Source organism: Deinococcus sp. Leaf326, assembly GCF_001424185.1.
Classification (GTDB): Bacteria; Deinococcota; Deinococci; order Deinococcales; family Deinococcaceae; genus Deinococcus.
This window is the reverse complement of the sequence record NZ_LMOM01000054.1, coordinates 189,055-209,389: the sequence shown is the minus strand read 5'-3', so window position 1 is coordinate 209,389 and position 20,335 is coordinate 189,055. Positions and strand designations below refer to the sequence as shown.

The 20,335-nt window shown below is 48.9% G+C and carries 15 protein-coding genes; all 15 read right to left on the bottom strand.

The annotated features are described in order from the left end of the window. Positions 1-108 precede the first annotated feature (108 nt). On the bottom strand, positions 109-411 hold the full coding sequence (locus ASF71_RS24090) for a hypothetical protein (protein ID WP_156372901.1): 303 nt from the start codon (positions 409-411) through the stop codon (positions 109-111). Then, entirely contained in the window at positions 408-1,013 is a 606-nt protein-coding gene (locus tag ASF71_RS24085) for a glycoside hydrolase family 19 protein (RefSeq protein WP_156372900.1), read from the bottom strand. Before ASF71_RS24085 ends, ASF71_RS24090 begins: the two co-directional genes overlap by 4 nt. 262 nt (positions 1,014-1,275) lie before the next feature. Next, complete coding sequence (locus ASF71_RS24080) at positions 1,276-1,665, bottom strand: hypothetical protein (RefSeq protein WP_156372899.1); 390 nt, start codon at positions 1,663-1,665, stop codon at positions 1,276-1,278. Between the two features lie 6 nt (positions 1,666-1,671). After that, entirely contained in the window at positions 1,672-4,719 is a 3,048-nt protein-coding gene (locus ASF71_RS16340) for a hypothetical protein (RefSeq protein ID WP_156372898.1), read from the bottom strand. A gap of 3 nt (positions 4,720-4,722) precedes the next feature. Beyond that, complete coding sequence (locus ASF71_RS24075) at positions 4,723-5,925, bottom strand: hypothetical protein (protein WP_156372897.1); 1,203 nt, start codon at positions 5,923-5,925, stop codon at positions 4,723-4,725. 83 nt (positions 5,926-6,008) lie between these two features. Continuing rightward, entirely contained in the window at positions 6,009-11,828 is a 5,820-nt protein-coding gene (locus ASF71_RS16335) for a phage tail tape measure protein (RefSeq protein ID WP_162243128.1), read from the bottom strand. Between the two features lie 84 nt (positions 11,829-11,912). Continuing rightward, entirely contained in the window at positions 11,913-14,642 is a 2,730-nt protein-coding gene (locus ASF71_RS24070) for a hypothetical protein (RefSeq protein WP_156372896.1), read from the bottom strand. After that, entirely contained in the window at positions 14,642-16,003 is a 1,362-nt protein-coding gene (locus ASF71_RS24065; RefSeq protein WP_156372895.1) for a hypothetical protein, read from the bottom strand. Before ASF71_RS24065 ends, ASF71_RS24070 begins: the two co-directional genes overlap by 1 nt. A 300-nt stretch (positions 16,004-16,303) precedes the next feature. After that, the gene (locus ASF71_RS16330; protein ID WP_056302236.1) at positions 16,304-16,780 is read right to left on the bottom strand and encodes a hypothetical protein; all 477 of its coding nucleotides are present in this window, start codon (positions 16,778-16,780) and stop codon (positions 16,304-16,306) included. 106 nt (positions 16,781-16,886) lie between these two features. Beyond that, entirely contained in the window at positions 16,887-17,381 is a 495-nt protein-coding gene (locus tag ASF71_RS24060) for a hypothetical protein (protein WP_156372894.1), read from the bottom strand. A 13-nt stretch (positions 17,382-17,394) separates the two neighbouring features. Beyond that, positions 17,395-17,760, bottom strand: coding sequence for a hypothetical protein (locus tag ASF71_RS24055; RefSeq protein WP_156372893.1), 366 nt, complete (start codon positions 17,758-17,760; stop codon positions 17,395-17,397). Between the two features lie 19 nt (positions 17,761-17,779). After that, positions 17,780-18,133: an HK97 gp10 family phage protein gene (locus ASF71_RS24050; RefSeq protein WP_156372892.1), complete on the bottom strand. Its 354-nt coding sequence runs from the start codon at positions 18,131-18,133 to the stop codon at positions 17,780-17,782. After that, positions 18,133-18,426, bottom strand: coding sequence for a hypothetical protein (locus ASF71_RS24045; protein ID WP_156372891.1), 294 nt, complete (start codon positions 18,424-18,426; stop codon positions 18,133-18,135). Before ASF71_RS24045 ends, ASF71_RS24050 begins: the two co-directional genes overlap by 1 nt. A gap of 404 nt (positions 18,427-18,830) precedes the next feature. After that, complete coding sequence (locus ASF71_RS24040; protein WP_156372890.1) at positions 18,831-19,697, bottom strand: major capsid protein; 867 nt, start codon at positions 19,695-19,697, stop codon at positions 18,831-18,833. 4 nt (positions 19,698-19,701) lie between these two features. Further along, positions 19,702-20,277: a hypothetical protein gene (locus ASF71_RS16320; RefSeq protein ID WP_056302234.1), complete on the bottom strand. Its 576-nt coding sequence runs from the start codon at positions 20,275-20,277 to the stop codon at positions 19,702-19,704. Between the last annotated feature and the right edge of the window lie 58 nt (positions 20,278-20,335).

Sequence of the window (20,335 nt, the reverse complement as noted above, 5' to 3'; positions counted from 1 at the left end):
TCTAAGAAATCTCAACATCAATCCCTACAGGGAAGGTCAAGAGGACTTAGAAGAGGAACACTCCCAAGACTACGCAGAATGAAAAAGGCTCCCCTTAGTTGGGGAGCTTTACTTTTGCTCTATGGTTATGTCTCCATCATCATTACTGATAGTGGTATCCGCAATAGGTGGATTGGTGGCAGCCTCTCCGGCTGTCCTGATAGTAGCGATATTCTCAGCGGCAACCCTTGAAAGGTTGATACCCAGGAAGGCGGCAGCCGACAGGAGTAAGGCCCAGACAAGCTCAACTATATTAGTGGAGTTTATAGAGCCGGTAACAAATCCCATGACTATCACTCCAACAGCAGCAGCAACCAAGACATACCCAAGCATAAAAGTAAACTGAGTGCTCTTACGCTTGGGCTTGTTCATGCTAGATACCTAGCACCCTTGTTGAAACGAGAGATACGGTCTTCAAGTCCGTTGTAACCTCCGTTGACACGCCGGGTAACTTCCCTGATGTTGTTGCTATCGCAGAAGGGCAAAATCCCCCTATCAAGGAAATACACTCCTGCTATCTGTACACCTACTCCGTACTGTAGAGCAAGGTCAGGATTGGCTACCAAGTCCTGTCCTACCCTCTTACCGTAGTAGAGGTAGTTGGACTTCCCTGTAAGTTGGAGCATCCCTCTTCCCCTATATAGGTATCCCTCCCTAGAAGCTTCGTTGCCGTTCCCTAACCTGTTGGCGTAGACCCTGCTCCCAATCGCCGTAGGGTTGCCCGCATAGGAGGCAGCAAGAGCGGCTGTAGGGAAATACTTGGGGAAGACCTGTAGGAGTCTCTTAGCCGAGTAGTTGAGGTTCTCAGAGACGGGGTTGAACTCTGACTCATGCGCTACCTGGGAGAGGAAGTGAAGGAGTCTGAGCTTGGTATTTATCCCATAGGCCGGTAGGAGTTGGTTTAGCTTCTGCTCCACCAATTCAGGATTCTTGCAACCTGGGGCCATAAGTTTAATAAGTTTAGTATCAATCATATATCACCTTTTTTGTAGAGGATTCCAAAGCACCTGTTAGCCCCAACAAGAATAAGAAGAGTGCCTAGTAGTCTTATGATGCTCTCGGCGGATACCGGAATACCTGTTATTGTAGACAGAACAAGATAGAAGACATAGATAAGGAAACCTACCGTAGCTATCGTATTGTTCTTTGGATTCCTGATATTCTTGAGAAGCTCTACCATCTGCCATACGAGTAAAACCCGCATTATACATACAATTAAAAATACACTTGTTACCATTACATTCCTCCCATAGGGCCTATATCTATTCCCAGTAGTCTTCCTGCTATTCCAAGAATAATAAGGGCGATAGAGACACCCCATTTAATAAACTCGTACATCTTCGTTCTATCTACACCCATCATAGTTGGAAGCTCTTGTACTATTTTAGGTTCATCTTCAAGACAGTCTATGCGGCTCTCTATGTCTTTGATTTCTTCCTTTACTTCCTTCTTCATTTCCTTTTGCTGCTCTATAACCGTATCCAGCTTTTGAGAGACTCCCCTAATATCGTAAGGGACTCCCTCCAAGCCTTTGATTATAGTTTTCATCTCTGCATGACCGTCCTTGAGGTACTTAACATCAGTCTCAAGGATAGCTACTCTTGTCTCTAAATTATTATCTCCCATATAACCTCAGAAGGAATTAGCTTTTAGTCTCGCCTGCAAGAAGGCGCTAGCTAGGCTAAGTCTGTCTGCAAGTTCAATCCGGGTAATTCCTGTACTCTCTGTAAATGTAATGCTGTTGATTTGCTCGGTTATCTTCTTACCCTCTGGGAGACCAAAGATGTTCACGTACTGACCAACCAAAACCTCCAACCAGAAGGAAGAGGTATGAACCTCAAAGTCTACGGCCTCTTTGGGTGAAGAGATTTCTTCGTAGACAGAGAGGGCGTACTTGAGCAGGGTGTCAATATCGGTAATACCCTCTACTCCTTGGATTATCTTCCACTCCTTGCCGAGTCTGTTAGGTCTTTCAGGGCTAGGGCGGATAGTTATAGAGAGTGTATTGTTGGTAGTTTGACTTCTACCTTTAACGCTGTCTGAGGCTCTAATCTCAAGAACGTTACGTTCATTGGCAAAGTCCTTCTGATAAGAGGTGTTGAAGATTTCCCCGGTATCGTAGAACTTGTTAAGGATGCTTAGTTCTGAGTAGTCATGAACGAAGAAGGTAGGCGTTCCTTGGAGTAGTCCATAATACTCAAGAGTTGCATTACCCATAAGTTCTAGGATTTCAGAAACGATACTCCACCTGTTCCCATCCGTATAAGTGAGCCTGAGGGCTGTTCCTGTTGCCCTTGCCCCGGCTCCCTGGATAAACCTTACCTGTACGTTGTCTCCCTGGCCTGTACCTACGGTATTCAACCAGTCTAGGAAGGTTCTCTTCTGGGGAGCTTCCACGTAGAGCTTAGCTATACCTGCTCCGTTCCCTAGAGATAGGTGAACGTCAGAAGGACCAAGAGTAAGGTAGGTAAAGGGTATGTTGTATTCCTTGAAAACCCCAAGGTACTTAACCCTAACCTGAAACTCTATCCCAGTAGGAGTAACCAGCGCCTTGTAATAAACCTCGGCATTAGAGAGGCTATCTATAAGGGGTTGGCTGCCTCCACCTACAGTATAGGTGTCAATACTACCCGTACTTCTTAAGATGCTGCCGTTACTCATGAGGTCAAAGGAGTTGCCCGTAAACTGTATGTAGACGGAGCTACTCAGGTACAACCTGCTAAAGGGTTTACCTAGACCTTTGATATGGAGCGTGTAGTCAAAGAAGTTACGTGAAGAGAAGGGCCTGATGTAGAGGTCATTGGTACTGCCCTCAGGAACTACTACGCCTTCTGAGGTCTCCCCTACTCTGGAATAGTTATTAATCCCCGGAGTAAAGAAGAAGTTGGACTTACCAAACCCCTTGTTCCAATACTCGTACAAGGTGGCAAGGTCCGTACTTGCCTCTATCCCAGTCTCAGAGGGGATGTACTCAAAGAGAATGTTGTTGAGGTCAAGTTTGCCGCTCCAAGCGTCGTCTAGGCCCGCTAGGATTTCGGAGCAGTTGACGGTAATGAATCCTTCTCCACTTGGGCTGTAGTTCTGAATGAGGCCCTGTATCCTCTGAACTCCGTTCACGTACAGGAGGATTCCAGCCCTACCGCTGTCTAGGGAGATGAGGTCTTCAAACTCCCTGACCGTCCCCTTGAGGCTAAAGGAGAAGGCAGAGAAGCTCCTGTAGCTCTCGGTATAGGTGAAGTTGAAGGCTCCACCCAGGGCGGCTCTATCAACAACCCGGTAGCTCAGAGGGTCCGTTAGTACAGCTTCGTAGTACACGTCATCAGACGGGACATGAGGCTTTTCCTCGTAGCTGGGGCCGTCTTGCCCAGGCAGGGAGACAGGGTTGGGGAACTCTGCGGAGACAACTTGTCCAGCTTCCCCGAGGTAGAAGCTGCCGCTCTGCTCGGCGTTGCCCTCTGACCTAACCGTATAGGTGTAGTTCCCGAGGCTCCAATTGTTGACTGTCTGGTTGGGGGCGTACACGCCCTTCCCAGGCACGCTAAAGAGTGCATCCGAGTTGTTAGAGGAGAAGGTGACGTTCCCTGTAGGCACGTACCCGCAAGCTACGCTTCTAGGGTCTAAGACCTCTTCGTAGGTGTTGAAGTTGCCGTCAGCATCATATGTACCCTCAGAGTAGAAACCTATCATCTCATGCTGCCTATGATTATCGGAGCCTGTACTACAAGCACTCCTAAGCAGGGTTCCTCTTGGTTGGTATCCGCAAGATACAGAGTCCTTCTCTATGACGGCCTCGTAGGTGCCAAAGGCTCCTGTCTCGGCATTGAAGAGACCGTTACTGTAGATACCTACCTTTGAGTACCGCCTGTTCCTGTCGGTAGCGCAAAACTCACTCATGAGGGTTCCAGCGGGAATGTAACCACATGACAACGAGTTGTACTCCACTACGCCTTCATAGGTGTCAAAGACAAACTCACTACTGTAAGTTCCTTTTGAGTACGTCCCTACCTTGTTGTACCTATTGACTCCGGTTCCACACCTGACAGTACCGGGGATAAGTGCCCCGTAGGGAAAGTAACCACATTCAACGGAGTTCTCTTCAAGAATGTCAAAGTTAGGTCTACCGTCTCCATCTTCGTAGTGAGCAGCCTTAGCAAACCTGTACTCAGCATCCGAGTAACAGGAGGTAGAAGTAATCTTCCAGTAGGCAAACTTAACGTCTATGTTGGTACTGACATAAACCCCGGAGGAAACTTCACCTATAGGCTCAAAGGTGTAGCTAATACCCGCTCCTACTTCTTCTAGAGTAATAGCAATAGTGATAGGGAGAACGGCTCCCGCTACCATATGCTGCGGGCCTAGTGAAAGAGTACCGGCACTACTAGACTTACCATTACTAAGCACTTTGATGATATTAAAGAAGGCATTATTACCGCTATTGTTTGCCCCGGTAACTGTCAGGCTAATTCTATGCTCTAGGTTTCCGGCCCTAAAAGGCTTATCCAGAACGGGAACAGTATTACTCATCACTAAGGTAGGTTTTCCGAGGTCTGAGCCGTTGGAGCCTATGAGGATAGTGGTTCCCCCGTCATAGCTCTTGTTGAGGTAAGCATAGCCTCCACCCTCTAGGACTGTCCTTACTAGAGGACTGTAGCTGTAAATTGATGTTGGTATCTGCGCCATAAATTATCTAATCCTCTCTCGCCAGAAAACATAAGCTTCCTCTATTCCAGCGGTTATAGTTGGTTTATTTGTTCCTTGCTTCAATCTGGGGAAGAGGGAGAATCTACCGTTGTAGTCAATATCATTTAAGGCTGAGGGGTACTCCGCTACAACCTCTCTGGTAATGCCGTTGAAGTTGAACCAACCACCTTGGTAGTTGCCAAAGGCAGCCCCAAAGTCATCCCAAGTCACCCCTTCCTTATCCGAGGTCGTCAAGGCTGAGAATGTAGGCAGGTAGACAGGGGTAGTTACGGCGTAGACACTTGCCGGGGTTTTATCGGCCCCAGAGTAAATAAAAGAGCTTCCATCAACCTTGAAGTAGTTCATGAGGTCAGAGGTCTTAGCTCTTGCAACCATCCGCATAAATGCCGCAGAAGGTGTAAAGGCAAAAGCTCCGTACATGCTTACTCCTGGGTTGACGGTAAGCACCCAGTCAAAGAACTTGAAGGGCTGCCTGTAGATGTAGGGGATACCTTCAACGTAGACAGTAGCTCTCGTATCTCCGAGGACTAGACCAAGGTTGACGGTCTCGTAGGCAGGGACACTCCAAGACGTGACGGAGGTTCCGTTCTTCATAAGTGAGACAGTCAGAGCATCCCCAGACCTGACAACGTGAAGGCCGCTGTCCGTCTCGGCGTCCCTGATAACCCAGTCTGAGTAACCGGCTGTAGGCAAGGAGGCAAAGAACGCTCCTGGGAGCCTCAAGGACACGTCCTCAGCAGGCTTACCGAGGGTGGACACTAGGAAGGGCAGTCCAGGCCCTCTAACAGCCCCGTAGGAGACAGGCAGCCCTCTTACCCCTGCCTCTTCCAGTACGTCAAAGTCCAGGGAGAAGGGGAGTGTTGGTCCTCCTGCTCCTGGCCGTCTATCCAGACCAGCGCCAGCCCAGCTAGCCGTATAGAACCTGTCAGGTTGCGCCCCTATCCATACCTGGATTTCTCCGGCGTTGAGGGCCTCTACCAAGGCGTCTACTTCCCCGTCCAACTCGGAGAAGGTGGAGCAGTTGATGTAGCCCGACAGGCTGAGCTTGATGTTCTGCTTTGCCTTGCCAACAAGCTTCCTTGAGGCCGTCTGTTGGATAACTCTTTCATTTGTTCTTTGTACGTCAAACCCGGTAACAAGTAGTTTAGGGGATGAGTAGGAGCCTATAGCGGCTGTTGTATTCATGTAGTCACCTTTGTTATTAATTTTATCTTGCTTTGAAATCCCCGATTACTAAAAGAAAAGAAGGGGATTTCTCCCCTCCCTTCTTAGGCGTAACCCATGATTGTCTTTGTTAGCCTTCTCTCCACGTCCCTAGCTATCTTGTCAGAGTCACTAGCCTCAGTAATGTAGAAGGTAAGCTTAACGTCATTGTTGACCGTATTGCTTGTAGAGACTCCTGTAGTTACCCCGTTGGAGGAACTACCAGAGTTGTTCTCTACGCCGAGGCTTGGGGCCGCTGGAACAGGCGCAACAACGTTAGGGTTGAGTACCTCAAGGGCGCTCCTAATCGGCGCTAAGGTCTGCTCCAACGTTGAGACAATCGTAGGAAGAGCAGAGGCTATAGAGGCGATAATTGCAGAAGGGTCAGTACCAGAGGCTAGAGCCTCGGTAAGGTGCTTGAGCATTGGTCCTAGAGAACCCTGGATAATCGCTCCGTTCATGACAGCCTCAAGAACGGCGTTGACAATTGAGGACTTGATACCGGCCTTGATGCCTTCAAACATGTCTTCAACAGTTCCACCCTCAAGGAACTTCTGAATACCTGTCTTGAATCCACCTTCAACCCCTGACTTGATGCCTTCTGCAAGGGTCTTGACGAACTCGGCAAAGCTGTCTATTACTCTCTCCGCTGTATCCGCTACTTTGTCGGCAGCGGGGAAGATTTCATTAAGTACGCTCTTGATAGGCGATAGGGTGGCCTCTAGTGTGGAAGCAACCTCAGGAATAGTTGTCTTGATTCTAGCAAGGACTCCGCTAACATCCGTACTGTTCCTGATACCGGCTGCAAGCTCGGCTAGGAGAGGTCCAAGCTTCTCCTTGATAATCGCAGACTCTATAACAGCCTGGGTAATAGCGTTGACTATCGCCCCCTTGAGGGAAGCGTTGATAGCCTCGGCTACTCCACCTGTACCGTTAAGGTAGTTCTGAATACCGCTGGAAACACCCTGACCAATACCACTATCAAGTGTCTTGGTAATTTCTACGCCGAGTTCATCAAGGGTCTCTTTGTAGTGGGTCGTCTGCCAGAAGAGGAACCCAGTAGAGTAGGTCTCTACACTTCTGAATTGGTCCCCAGAAACAAACTTGAACTGTTTACCGTAGTCCTCAGTTGCCTTACGGGCATCCTGAGCAGCTTTAGCGTTCCTGTTAATCCAGTTGAATATGGACATGAGACCTTGTACGGCTGCTCCAATCCAGTCACCCTTAGCAATTGAAGTAGCAAGGTTGGTAATGTCGTCTACCATACTTCCGAGGTCTGCTCCCCATTGGGAAGCAACTTCCTCAGACATACCGCCGAGAGCCTGTAGGCCCCCTACAATCAACCCTATTCCCGTCTTAGCGTACCCAGAGTATTTATTGATGGAATCCATCATCTTCTGGTTATTCTCTAGGGTCTTGGTAGCGGCATCAGTCTCCACCTTGCTTGTACTGTTGATGTTATTTACAGTCAAGGTGTTCTGAGTCTTGATACGGCTAGCTTGAGCATCATAAATAGCGTTGATGCGTTCAGCCTGTCCTATCGCCTCATCAGAGTTGAGAGCCTGGGTTCTAGCAGCTTCGTTGCTTGCAAGAGCTATCTCTAGCTCTGCCTGGGCAACAGCAAGCTTAGCAAGGCGTACCCTCTCTGCCCAATCCAAGGTTATCTGAGCTTTTTCTTCCTCAGTCTTTGCAGTCTGAGTTAGAGCGTCCCTCTGGGCTGTTAGGCCGTCAAGGACCAATTGAGCATCATCTCTCTTCCCTGAACCTTCTAGGCTAGAGAGGCTCTCCCTGAACTTACCTACATCCTCCGAGAACTTCCCTAGGCTCTCTGCTCCGTCATCTACAGTTTTGAGGAAGTCTTCTGTTGCCTTGTCGGCATCAGTAGTAACCTTTTCAACTGTAGCCCCGATAGACTCATAAGCCTTGGAGATAGCGTCTAGAACTTCTGGGAAGTCCTTGTACTTGATTTCCAGAGCATCAAGGGCAGATATGTTCTTCTCAAGCTGCTCAGGGTCTCCAAGGTCTAGCCTTCCTACAGCAGCTTTACCTGTATCTGTAGTCAGCTTGCCCTGCTTCTCGTTGAGGTTATTGAGAGCATCAGTAACAAGCTCTATGAGTTCTGGGAAGTCCTTGTACTTCTTCTTAAGTCCTTCCAGAGCCTCTCCGGCCTTGTCAAAGTCCTCAGGCTTAACAAGCTTGTCCAGCTTGAGAGCGTCTATAGAGTCTTTTACATCCTCGGTTAGGCCCTTGGTAATTTCCCCGCTAAGGGAAACAAGCTTAGACTGTACGGATATAAAGTCATCAGAACCGGATTCTTCCTGAGCTAGACGGCCTTCCCAATACTTCTTAGACTCGTCAAGCTGGGAAGCATACTGAGCTTTGGTAATGAGACCAAGTTCTAGATTGTTCTTAGCTACCTGTAGTTTGTTGTTGTCTTGCCTGTCGGCCTCCGTCCTGTTCCACTCAGATACATAACGAGCCTGAGCAGTAAGGAGGTTGGCGTTGGAGGTCTTGATAACTGTTTCCAGGCCGTCAATAAAGGTCTTAGCCTCTCCGTACTCTTTGGTTCCTGGGATGAGGTTAAGGAAGTTCTCCTTAGCCTTCTTGAGTGTTTCACCCAGGGAGGAAAGAGCATTGGTAACAGGCTTAAGCTTGTCAGAGGCGTACTTCTCCCCTGTCGCCTTCTCCGTACTTAGACCAGAGTTGATAGCGTTGATTTGCTCCTGAACGCCCTTACCGTCTTCAAGGAGGTCAGCAAAGTAGCTCTTAGCCTTGTCAACATTAGCCTGTATAGACTCGGTAACTTTGCCTGAGATTTCATCAATCTTGGTAACAACGTCCTGACCAGCCTTCCCAAGTTCCAGATACTTAGGGCGCATTCCTTCAATTTGAGTCTTGAAGGTACTAAGCTGCTCGTTGGACATGCTACTGAGCTTTGCCACCTGAGACTTAGTGGCGTTGTCAAACTCGGTATTTGCCGCCTTAGTCCTGTCCTTTAGGGCCTGCTCTTCTACCTTAGCCCTTACGTCAGCTACCTTGTCAGCAAAAGTCTTGGAGGCTTGAGCTTCTGAGGTTCTGTAGGTCTGGTTGATGGAAGAGAGTAGGGCGTTATGGGAACGGGTAAGTTGGGTGGTATCGGCTCCGGCCTTCTTAGCAGCCGTCATGAGTGAGCCGTACTTCTTGTTTTCCTCGGCTAGGGCGTCGTCCCTGATAGCGACGTTTCTGTCATGAGCAAGAGCGACAAACTTAGGCTTGTACTCGGCGTAGACCTTGAGTTGAGCCTGTAGGTCATCCCCAGCAGCCTTGAGAGCCGAGTCTAGAGAGGCGTTGAGGTTGGTCTCTCTGTCCTTGAGGATGTTGTCTCTAGCCGTCCTGGCTGCCGAGACTGCCGCCTCTGAGTTGGCCTTCTGCGCCTCGGTAAGCTGCCTCTGAGCTTCCTTCTGCTCCTTGAGTTGCTTGGTAGCCTGAGCCGCTAGGAGGATTTCCAGTCTCTTCTGGTCTACCTGAGGCTTAGCCTTCTCCTGACCAATACGGCGCTCAAGCTCGGTAGCAGTCATGTCCTTGACGGCGCTCTTGAGGTTGCTTAGCTCAGCCCTGTAGGCGGTAGCAGCGTCCTTAGCAGCCTTGTCAGCAGCCTTCCTAGCCGTCTGCGCCTGGACATGCTGAGCAGCGGTCCTAGACGCCTCCTTGCCCTCGGTTATGAGGCTGGACACTACGGAGTTGTTGCGTACTCCGGCCTCTGTCGCCTTGTTGCCCAAATCCTGTAGCGCCTGGTTAAAGGTGCGGATACTGTCGGCAGTCGCCTTGCCGGTTTTGTCGGCGTGTTGCAGGTCGTCTACAAGTCTCTTGAGTTTCTGGGAGTCCTTGTCATCCCACTTGGGGACAGCAGGAGCGTCAGAAGAGACGGCCTTGCCCTTCTTAACCTTGACTACCTCGGCGGCAGGAGCCTGGGTTGGGTTGAGAGGAACGTTGGCCCTAGACGGCGTAGGCGTAGGCGCTGGGGCGGCAGGAGTCTTGTACTGAGGTGTAGCGACAGCAGCGGGCCTAGGAGCAGGAGCCGTATTGACAGGAGGGGTATTCCCGACACCTGTAAACATGTTGGGTACTTTCACGTAGCTCTGCTTCTGCGGCGCTACCTCTACGGCAACAGGAATACTAATCCTCTTACCCAGTCCCATACCGTCAAGGATGTTGTTTACACCCTCTGCGGCCTTCGTCTTAGCCCTGTTGAAGGCGTTAGCGATAGAAGCTGAGAACTCGGCAGCAAGGTTAGTGCCCCAAATCTTGATGTTGGTAACGATAGCTCCAAGCTGCTTTACAAACCCGGCGCTAAGGTTGTTGAGGAACGTGTCAGCAGTCTTGAGAGAGTTAGCAAGAGTAGTCTTGAAGAACTCCCAAGCGCCTCCCCAGTCACCTTTAAGAATAAGGGAGATGGAGCCAAAGACGGCCTTGATAAACCCGGCAAAGATTTGGAGGTATCCACCAACTACGCCAAAGGCAGCCTTAGCGGCAGGGGCAAGGGCAGTAAAGAGGGGAATAAGGAGCTTGTTCCAAATATCCACTATTGCTCTTACAGCAGTAGTGACGGCCTCTCTAATGGAGTTGAAGAGGGGCATAAGCTTCTTGACTTCGTTGCCACCCTCGGAAGAGGTCTGCTTGAAGCTTGCTGTAAGCTGGGTAATCCAGCCAACAACAACCTTTACGGCCTCGGTAACGTAGGGTAGAGCCTTGCCAGCAAGGGCAAGGAGCATCTCCCCAACGGGGATGAGGGCTACCTGTATCTGCCTCCAAGAAGCTTGGAAGGTCTGGGAGAGACCCTGGTTGACGGCTCTTGCCTTCTCCATAGCCTGAGACATTTCAGCTTGCTTATCTATGTTGGTCTTGATAGCAGCTACGGCCTTCTGGCCCATATCTTCGTACTGAGTACCCAGGAGAGCTACTCCTATGTTCTGCCTCTCGGCGGCGTTGGTTACTCCCTGTAGCCTAGTCTGTATCTCTGCGAAGACTTGACCCTTAGTCCATTCCCCGGAGCCGAGCTTCTTAGCTACTTCGTCAGCGTTAAGACCTAAGTCCTTGAGGGCTGTAGAGGTGGCCTTAGAGCCGTCTGCAATCCTTAGACCAAACTCCTTGATGAGGTCAGCAACCTTGTCAGTACCTAGCGTGCTTCCGTTCTGAGCACCTGTAGCGATTATGGAATAGAACTCTTGAGCAGAGAACCCAGCTTCTTTGAACTGAGTTCCGTACTCTTGGATAGTGTCTATGAAGTCTCCACCTTGGTCTAGGCCGGACTGCATACCGTAGGCTACGAGGTCAAAAGCTTCTTTGGAGGTAATCCCAAAGCTCTTCATGAGGGTATTGACGGACCCTATAGAGTCATTAATCTCAATGCCAAAGGCGTTCTTGAGGGTGTGGGCATCCTCGGTAATCTGTTGGATTTCCTTAGAGGACAAACCCTTGAACTGTTGCGCTACGTTGGCTACGGAGCTTGCAACATCCTCTAGGGAGTCTCCAAGTCCTTTACCGTAGACGTTCTTGACAATCTCGCCGTACTTCTTAGCTTCCTCGGCGCTTGCCCCTGTAGTGGCCTGTATCTTCTTGAGACCATTCTGATACGAGGTTGCCATATCCAAGGAGGACTTAGCGGCCCCGATAGCAAGAGCGCCGAGAGCAGCAACCCCAGCAACAGCAGCGCCACTAATAGCAGTAGATATTGCTCCACCTGCATTCTTGAAGAAACCTCCTATCTTGCTGGAAGACTGGGAGGCGTTGTTAGTTATTTGATTTACTGCGGCGTTGGATTGATTAGAAGCAGTATCCAGGCTAGATGACAGCCCTGAAATATCCCCGGTAATCTTTACAACAGTTTCTAATATAGTTTGAGTCATATGATAAACCTCTCTACTCATAATAGTTTGAACGGGTAGGAGTAGTTACTAAAGCAAAAACCCTCCGGTTAAGGAGGGCTGTTGTTAGTAGAACTTAGGAACGTCTCCGCTTCTAAATCTTCTGAGGAATGTTGCTACTACACCTGTAGCAAAGGTTCTGTCTGGGTACAGAGGGTCAGCCGGTAAGGCGTTGTACTCGGTTCTAAGCTCAAAAGGTGTCCCATGCTCTACCTGTATTGGGAATCCACTTGATAGAGCCGTACCACCTGTAAGGGTAAAGGAGGTTCCTCCTGTCCACGTATACTCAGCTAGTACGCCTGGGTATTCTGCCCAAAGGACTATCTTAAGCGTCTCTCCGTCATTGGGAGTTGTAGTGAAGATGTTGAATTGGTCGTTGTTGGGTTTGAGGATTTCAAAGGGCCTAACAACGTATTCCCCATGCCACACATGAACACCCTTAGGAAGCTCGGCATCCTTACCCGTATAGACCCTTAGAGGGGCGTCATTATCCCTAAGGAGTACAGGAGCAGGGTAGCTATAAGGAGCCGTCACTACGGAGAAGAGGTCATGAACCCTGACTGCTCCGTCACTCGGGAAGTGTTCTATCTGAGGTTGAGTGATGAAGATGTACTTACCCTCAGCATTTAAGGACTGGTACTGAACGGAGAAGCAAGAATCATTGTTCCAGATAGCAGGCTTTTTCCCTGAGACCTCCCAGGAGTTCCCATGAACAGCGCCGAGGCCGGAGAGTACCGCTACTTGTTGGGCATAACCTCCACCTGAGTAAGTCTGACTGAAAAACTCATAGGGAATAACAATCCTGTTGTTAGTGAATCTAAAGTTGGAGTTGTTGCCGTACAGGTACGTCTTATCCCCGTAGTTGTCTCTAGTATCCGTAAGATAAATAGGCGGGTCAAACTGGGTAGCCTCCGTCTCCGGCAGGAAGACCCTGTTGTTATCAAAGGTTACGGTAGGATTCCTCAGTATGTCCTTGTAGCCTAGAGAACGCTGTAGGTAGATTTCATTATTGGAGATGACGCTATTAACGCCCTTTTGAGCGTATCTACCGTCAGGAAACTTCTCTTGGTCTCCGTCATAATCGTAGAAGAGGAATCCGTTACGGTTAAGGTGGATAACGCTATTGACAATCCTTGAGCCTTTGGAGTTGACTCCAATCCAGGCGTCGGGGTGTTGCGTATGTCGCATGTCAATAAAGCAACCATCATAAAGAACGTCATCTACTTTTTTAGCGTAGGCGTTAGCGATTGCACCAATATAGTTGTTGATGAACTTAGTCCCGATAAAGTGGGCTACTCCAAAGTCAACGTCTCCCCTATGAGGTGCTGGGTCATGATTCTTGAAGAACGGCTCTACATCTACCCCAGCAGCGGGCCTCAGGAAGCTAAGAGCATCCTCAATCGGCGTACCGTCCCTCTCTGTCCCTACATACCCGGTATAGGATAAATCCCCTCCGTAGAAGTAGCAGCCTCGGAAGTGAACAAGTGAAGCACCCTGCCTCCTGTTAAACCTGCTTGTATGGTTAGTGAAGTGTAGGTCTTGGCTGCTTGGTTGGTATTGGTTAGTGGCGTACTCAGCAAGACCAAGTGTGGACTCAATACCAGAGACGTAAAGGCCGTCAGTCTGGTTCTGGATTGTTGCGGTATTGGACCAATGAAGGTTAGTGACGTGGTAAAGGTTGATACCGTTCCCGTAGCCTTCCCCGACATACATAGTTGCCCCGTTAGGCAGCTTGCTTCCAGCGGAGCTAGACATTTTATCCGCTTGTCCGAGTACGGTAAAGTTGCCTCCCGTAGTGTTGTTGATATGGACAAACTCTAGACTCAGTTGGTCGTCTGGGGAGTCCCACCACTCCATTTTGATAGGCCCTAAGTCATAGGCAAAAGCAAACCTCATGCCTCTACGGTTAAAGTCTCCTTTGATAAGGATAGTGGAGCTATTCCCGTTGATGTGTAGGCCGTCAATGTTGATGAACCTGGGGTTTTTGATGCCGTTAGGCTGTACGCCTTGAGGCTCAAACCCTCCAAGGATGCGGTATTGGTCCCAATGGTAGACGGCTCTCTTCCCGAGGTTGAGGGTAACTCCATCCCGATTGGAGGCGGCAGCGGCAAGGGCTACCCAGGCTGGATAGTCGTTGGTGGTTCCATCTCCTACGGCTCCGAAATCCTCAGGGCTATAGACGCCTTCCAAGTGGGCAAGGCGGATAAATCTACCTGCCTCTTTTCCAGGCACCTTGAAGACGCTCCCAGAGTCAGGAGCAGCCGTAGAGGCGGCATCCCACCTGAGCAGGCCACCTCCGGCAGAACCTCCGGCGTAGTAGGAACTGAGGTAGGCGTACTGGCCGTTCTTGAGACCGGCAGCCGAGAGGGCCGCTACAGAGGGGAAGGTAATGAACCCCGTCTCCGAGATGTTGAAGACAGGTGGAGGAAGGAGCTTCTCTACAATCTCTTGGAGGCTAGGGACGTTGCCCGCCTTGGTGACAGTCCTACTAAACTCTATGACTTCTGTAATTGTTAGGCTTGATTTACCCCCAGGTATATATAGGTCTCCTAGGGTTAGTACCTTCTCCTTGGTAATAACGGAGAGGGTATAAGGGCTGGGTTTTAGGCTCTCGGAGTTCACCCAGACGGACAGGGAGAACTTACCGGAGGAATTGGTATAAACCTCGGCTGTACTGTCCTTGACGTAGATAGAGCCGTCTTTGTATCCGCTAGCATCAAGAGTGAGTCTAACGAAGGCTTTGGAGACTAAGGACTCATCTATATTCTTTACATATCCTGTAATTGTTGTTTTCATTATTTAGCCTCTAGTGCCGCCAGTCTTGCAAGTATGTTGTTAATGTCAAAGTCTCCTGAGTGGTAGACCTTGTTGTTGCCCACGTACATATCTTGATAGCCACCCGTAGGATTTGCAGAATCCCACATCAACCTACCTGTAGAGGGAAGCGGGATAACCCAATCTGTACCGTTATGGTAAATAGTGCCTGCTTCTTCAAAGAGAGGGATAGAGTCTATATTATAGTGTTCTACTACAGCTTGGGAATAAACAGGAGTACGGATGTAAAGGTAAGCGTCTTCCCCGCCTCCGGGTCTAGGCTCGGCGTAAATCCTGAATTGGAAAGAATCGGCATAAGGACCAAAGTTGCTATCTCCCTTGGAGGTAAGTACGGGGCGGATTCTTGGTCCTCTTACCCCGAAAGAAGCTTCTATAAAAGAAGTCTGCCTGTCTGCGGTTCTACCGAAATCAGTCTGCCCAAGGATACGGAAGACTACGTTAGTGGACTCGTTAGCAGCTTGGAAGCTCTCTCCGTTATTAATCTTGAATGCCTTATACCACTTAAAACCTTGAATCTTTGTATACTTAAGAATCTGGTTGCCGGAGGTTATTATTCTATCCCACGCCTTATGACCTTGGTTATCCGTATTTCTGATGTAATACTCTGATTGCCCAAAGAAAGGAGCCGCTATCTGCAAACTATAGTTGTTACCTGTATTGTCATGGGTGGATGTAATAAGATGATACCAAATCTCATCTTTAGGCCAACCATTAGCCTTCTGAGCATTGGGCTGTTGCCAAAAACCGGAGCCTACTCTTACAGCTAGGTTGCCATTAGGGACATAACGGACTTCTGTTCCTGTAGCGGCGGCGATATTAGCCCTATTAATTGCATCATTAGCACTATTGACAGCGGTATTTGCTCTACCTACAGCATCAGTAGCACTAGCTACAGCATCCTCAGCAGTCTTCTTGAAGGCGACAGCAGCAGCGGCCTTTGCTAGAGCTTCGTCAACCTTGATGAACACGTTGTCTATGGACGTGAGATGGACTGGAACACCCTTGGAACTCTTGTAGAGGGCGTAGAGGTCATCAATTGAGATTGAAGAGGTTCCCTGGGGTACATATGCCTCCCAGGACTCCACTACCTCTCCACTCTGGAAGATAGTCACGTCATAAGGGGCATTAACGCTAGAGTTGATGTTAGGCCAGAGGTTAAGCTCAAAGTATCCGTTGGTATCGGCATAGGCATGTAGGGCGTTGTCATCAACGTAGAGTGAGTCACTCTGAGCACCTACAGCAGCAAGAATGAACCTTATGGAACCCCGCTCTAGTGGTTTGTCATCTGGGGTTTTTAAGTACCCATATACTTTTGTAGTCATTATGTATCTCCATGAAGAAAACCCCTACTTGAAAAGCAGGGGCTTACTTAGTGTCTTTGAAGTCTAGGTAGTCTGATACTACTGCCTGCTCACTATTTCTGAAATCGTATCCTACTGTTCCCATTCCTATCTGCTTGCTGAGGACGTGAAACAGCCTCTCTAGAGTAAGATGGAATATCTCATCAGGGAGGTCTAGTACCTGTTGATAGGTCCACTTGTGCTCTTTGTAGAGTAGAGAGAAGTAATCAGCATAAGTAATGTCTAATTCCCTGTCCTGTCCAGCTTTGGCCTTGAAGGCTCTTACGTAGTCTGGGAGTCCATCAGACTCACTCTCCCCAGAAGTACCGCCTGTACTTTTTTTAGGCTGGGGTTGACCTCAAAGATAGCTTCTGCGGCTGCTTCGTACTCAGCCTCAGTCATGACCTCTAGGTCTCCTTCCGTAAGTGTCGGGTAGGCCCTCTTGATGAGGTCAAAGTTGTACATGTCTCCGTTCATCTCGTACTCAAGCTCAGTCTGTAGCTCTAGCGCCTGCTCAAGCATCTCTCTTTGGGTATCGTCTGCAATATCAACGTTATCAAGCTGCCCCTTCTGAGCAAGTCCACCCAGCTTGAGCGCCTTGACTCTGAGGGCAGAAATCTTCTTAGCCTTCTCCCTGGCCTCGTTGAGGATGCCTTGAGTCTGGTAGACGGTATAGCGAGTTGGTGAAAGTTCCTTACCGTTGATAAGGACTACTTCCTTGGTATTCATTATTTTATCTTCGTTGCTTCTCTTAGACATGTTAGTTATCTCCTGTATGTATCCATAATACAACAGAGGTTAAAAAGCTATTCCTAAGAGAAATCCCCTGCCATATAAGACAGGGGATGTAAGAGCTTTATTCAGATTAGGGATTAACTGCTCTATGGGTAAAGGTGTAAGCTGCGGAGCCGTCAGCAAGGGCCATAGCGACAAACTCAAGACCTAGGGTAACTTCGTTGTCCTTGGAGAAGTTAATATCTCCGCTTACGGCTGGAACAGTCCTGTTGATAGTAATAACAATCTCCTTATCAACCTCGGTATCATAACCAACAAGAACAACCTTGCCGTAGTTGGTCTTCCAAGTGGGATTACCTTCTACGGTATCCGTACCGGCGATATACTTAAGACCTGCAATAGATGCCCACTCTTCTGTAGTGAAGGACTTGACTACGGTTCTGAGGGAGGCGCTATGTGCTGTCTTGAATCTGCCTGTAACCATTAGGTCAGCCTGAGAGACCATATCTCCGAAGGTATCAGTAGTGGAGAATGAAACCTGCTCTTGGAACTGTTCAAAGGTTACAGCGGTTCCACCCTCAGGGGTAAAGGTAAGTGTTCTAGGGATAACTCTTTTAATTTGCATATGTATTAACCTCTTAGTTTAATTTGAATCTCGCCGTTAGGGCGGATTTGGTATTCTGCGGGGATTTAGGAACCGTATTGGTCCCCAAGTAGGTGGAGTAGTAAACCCCAACACTTACCCCATTGAGAAGCTTTACTAGCTGCTCTTCTATCTCTATATCATTATCGCCGCTAATGAAGAACTTGATTACTACGTCTTCACTTGTAACAGCAGACTCAGAGGCTCTTGGAGTGTTCCCGTCTATTGAAAAGACTATGAACCCTCCTGTCTCTGGGATAGTCCACTCTTCGTCTACGGCGCTGTAGGTAATCGCCTTAAGCTCCGGGGTAAAGTTCCCCAACAAGGAAACCAGTTCAGAAGCAATAATGAGGTTGTACATATCCTCTATCAGTTTGACCTTAGACTTTAACACGTATAATCACCTTCTTTGGCATATTCTCTTGTACTCTTTTGCCGTAGAGGGCCGCATTATCGTTTAGAGGTTGAGAGAGGTACGGGGTTCCGGGGCGAAACTTACCAGACTTATCTACATAGCCTTCATGCACGTAGTAAGCGTAGTCAGTATTAGCACTAATGTTGAATCCGTTCTCTTCCCTCTGGACTTGTATAGAGTCGTGAAGCTGCCCAGTATCGTAGGGAACGAGGTTCCTAGCGTCTATCTGGGTTTGTAGGGCGGTATCTTCTATAGCCTTGTCTACGGCTAGCTTTACCACCTTGTTTAGCTCGGCAAAGAGGGCGTCAAGTCCAGGCATCAGGAACCTACCGAGAGGTAATAGACGTTCCTGATACGGCCTCTTGCCCCACCTACCACCTTGTAGCGCCTTCCCTCAGCCTCAAGGACTGTCCCTGTTTCCAGGGTATCCAGGGTGGAGAGGGTGTAGGTTCCTCCTTCCTGCCACCCCTGAGGACCAAAGAACTTGGAGAATCCCTGGAAGGTTGCGGCGGCAAAGGTTCCAAGCACCTTCTTACCCGCTACTAGGCTCGTTGTTCCTGCCCTTCCAGGCACGCCACCTGAGACGGTCGTCTTATAGGTCTGGTATTCCATTCAACTCACCAGACCGTTACCGAGGGCAGAGAGGTTACGGAGCCGACAGAGGCCAGCTTCACCCCTAGCTGCTTGTTGAGGGCTGCTTGCTGCTCCTTGAGGGACGCCTTGACGGCCTCAAGGTCAGAGAAGGTGTAGGAGCCTGACGCCTCGGTAAGAGCTTGAAGGCGGGTAGGGTCCGTAGAGACCACCTGGGCGACGGCGCTAAACACCTGGAAGTGAACGCCTCTCTTGGTATCCTTGAGGACTTCCGTCCACTCTTCATCCGAGAGGCTAAAGGGTGGATTCTCTCTTTGGTCTCTTGAGATTTGACGGACTCGGTACAAGGCGTAAGGAAGGCTTGAGAAGTCCCTTGGTACTGGCTGAAATGTAAAAGACATGTTCATTCACCTTCCTTATCCAGATTAAGCAGTAAGGTTACGCTTGATTCTGTAAACGCTTCCGGGCTGAACTGCTACGCCTGCAAACCACTCGTAACGGATGGTATAGCCGGGTCTAAGACCGGGTTCTACAATAGTAGGCTCTGGTAGGTTTGCCTGAATACCAAAGACTCCATCTGCTCCAAGACGAGCGGAGTAAATCTCTCCGTCAGCAAGAATAGGAGAGTTGAGGCCCGCAACATCCGTAGAAAGAATCTTGACGCCGTTGTAAACAGTAGCAGGAACTCCTACAACATCAACACTCGTAAGGGCAAGAAGGCCGGATTCTCTAATAAGCTTGTTAAACCTTGCAACGGTCTTACCGTTGGCAAAGATGACGTTAGCTCCGCTTACTCCGTAAACAGCGGCGTCAAAGTCCTCTAGAGAGAGAGCGTCCGTAGAGACACTTTCAGAAGAGGTAGAAGCTACAATCTTCTTAAGTCCAGTCATGGTCTGGGCGTTTACAGAAGCATCTCCGTTGAAGAAATCTCTCTGAAAGGCGATACCTGCCGCCTTAGCCTTTGCCTGGATTTGGGAGTTTAGGAGGTCGTAAGGGACTCCACCTGCCTTAACTAGGTAGTTGTCAACAAAGCCTAGACCTCCGTAAATACCGAGGTCAAAAGAAACTACTTTGTTCTTAGCGGTTCCTTCTGTATAGTCTGAGTTAATCTGACGTGTAGTGGAGCCTTCTGCAAGTCCATCTTCTACAATCATCTGGTAAGTTGTCTTGCCGTCATTGTCTACAAAAGGAATAAGTGCAAGTAGAGGGTTACGCATGTAAATGCTCTCTACAATTGTAGAAACAAGGTTATTCTGAATAGTTGGTTGAATATCAAGTAGTGTAACTGCCATATAATTATTCTCCGTTGGTGTTTGATTTATTTTCTAGGTACTCTTGAATACCCAGCTTGCCTCTAGCATCTATGTTTAGCGTGCTAGGGTCTGCTTCCTTAATAGAAGAGCGTCCCGTATCGGGTACAAACTTAGATGCCTTACTTACCAAGGAGGGGTATTTAGTCGCTACTTCTTTAGCAGCGTCCTCCATCTTGTCTGGGTCAAAATCCCCCATCTTTTCAAGGGCAATTTCTATAGCATCATCCGTATTGATGTTGAGTTTACTGAGGATAGGCTTGACCTTCTCTAGCCTCTCAGCCCTCGTCACCTTTGAATTGACCTCTTCAAACTGGGTGTTAATCTCTTCGTACTTGGTCTTGTACGTCTCTGCTTCTGTTAGCTTCTCTTGAAGCTCAGTAAGCTTTGCCTTAAGCGTGGTGACATTCTCGGCGTCATCGCCGTACTCTGCCAACTGCTCTCTAAGCGTGGTGTTCTTACCCCTTAGCTTCTTGTTGTCGCCTCTGAGGTCTTGTATTACCTCAATAGCTTCTTCTAGTGTTTCTGGGGTGTAGTTTCTTTCTGTCATAAGTTGTGCCATCACATCCTTAAGTTGCTGTCATCAGCGTTTAAATTGGTTGGTTAACCTTATTTATAAT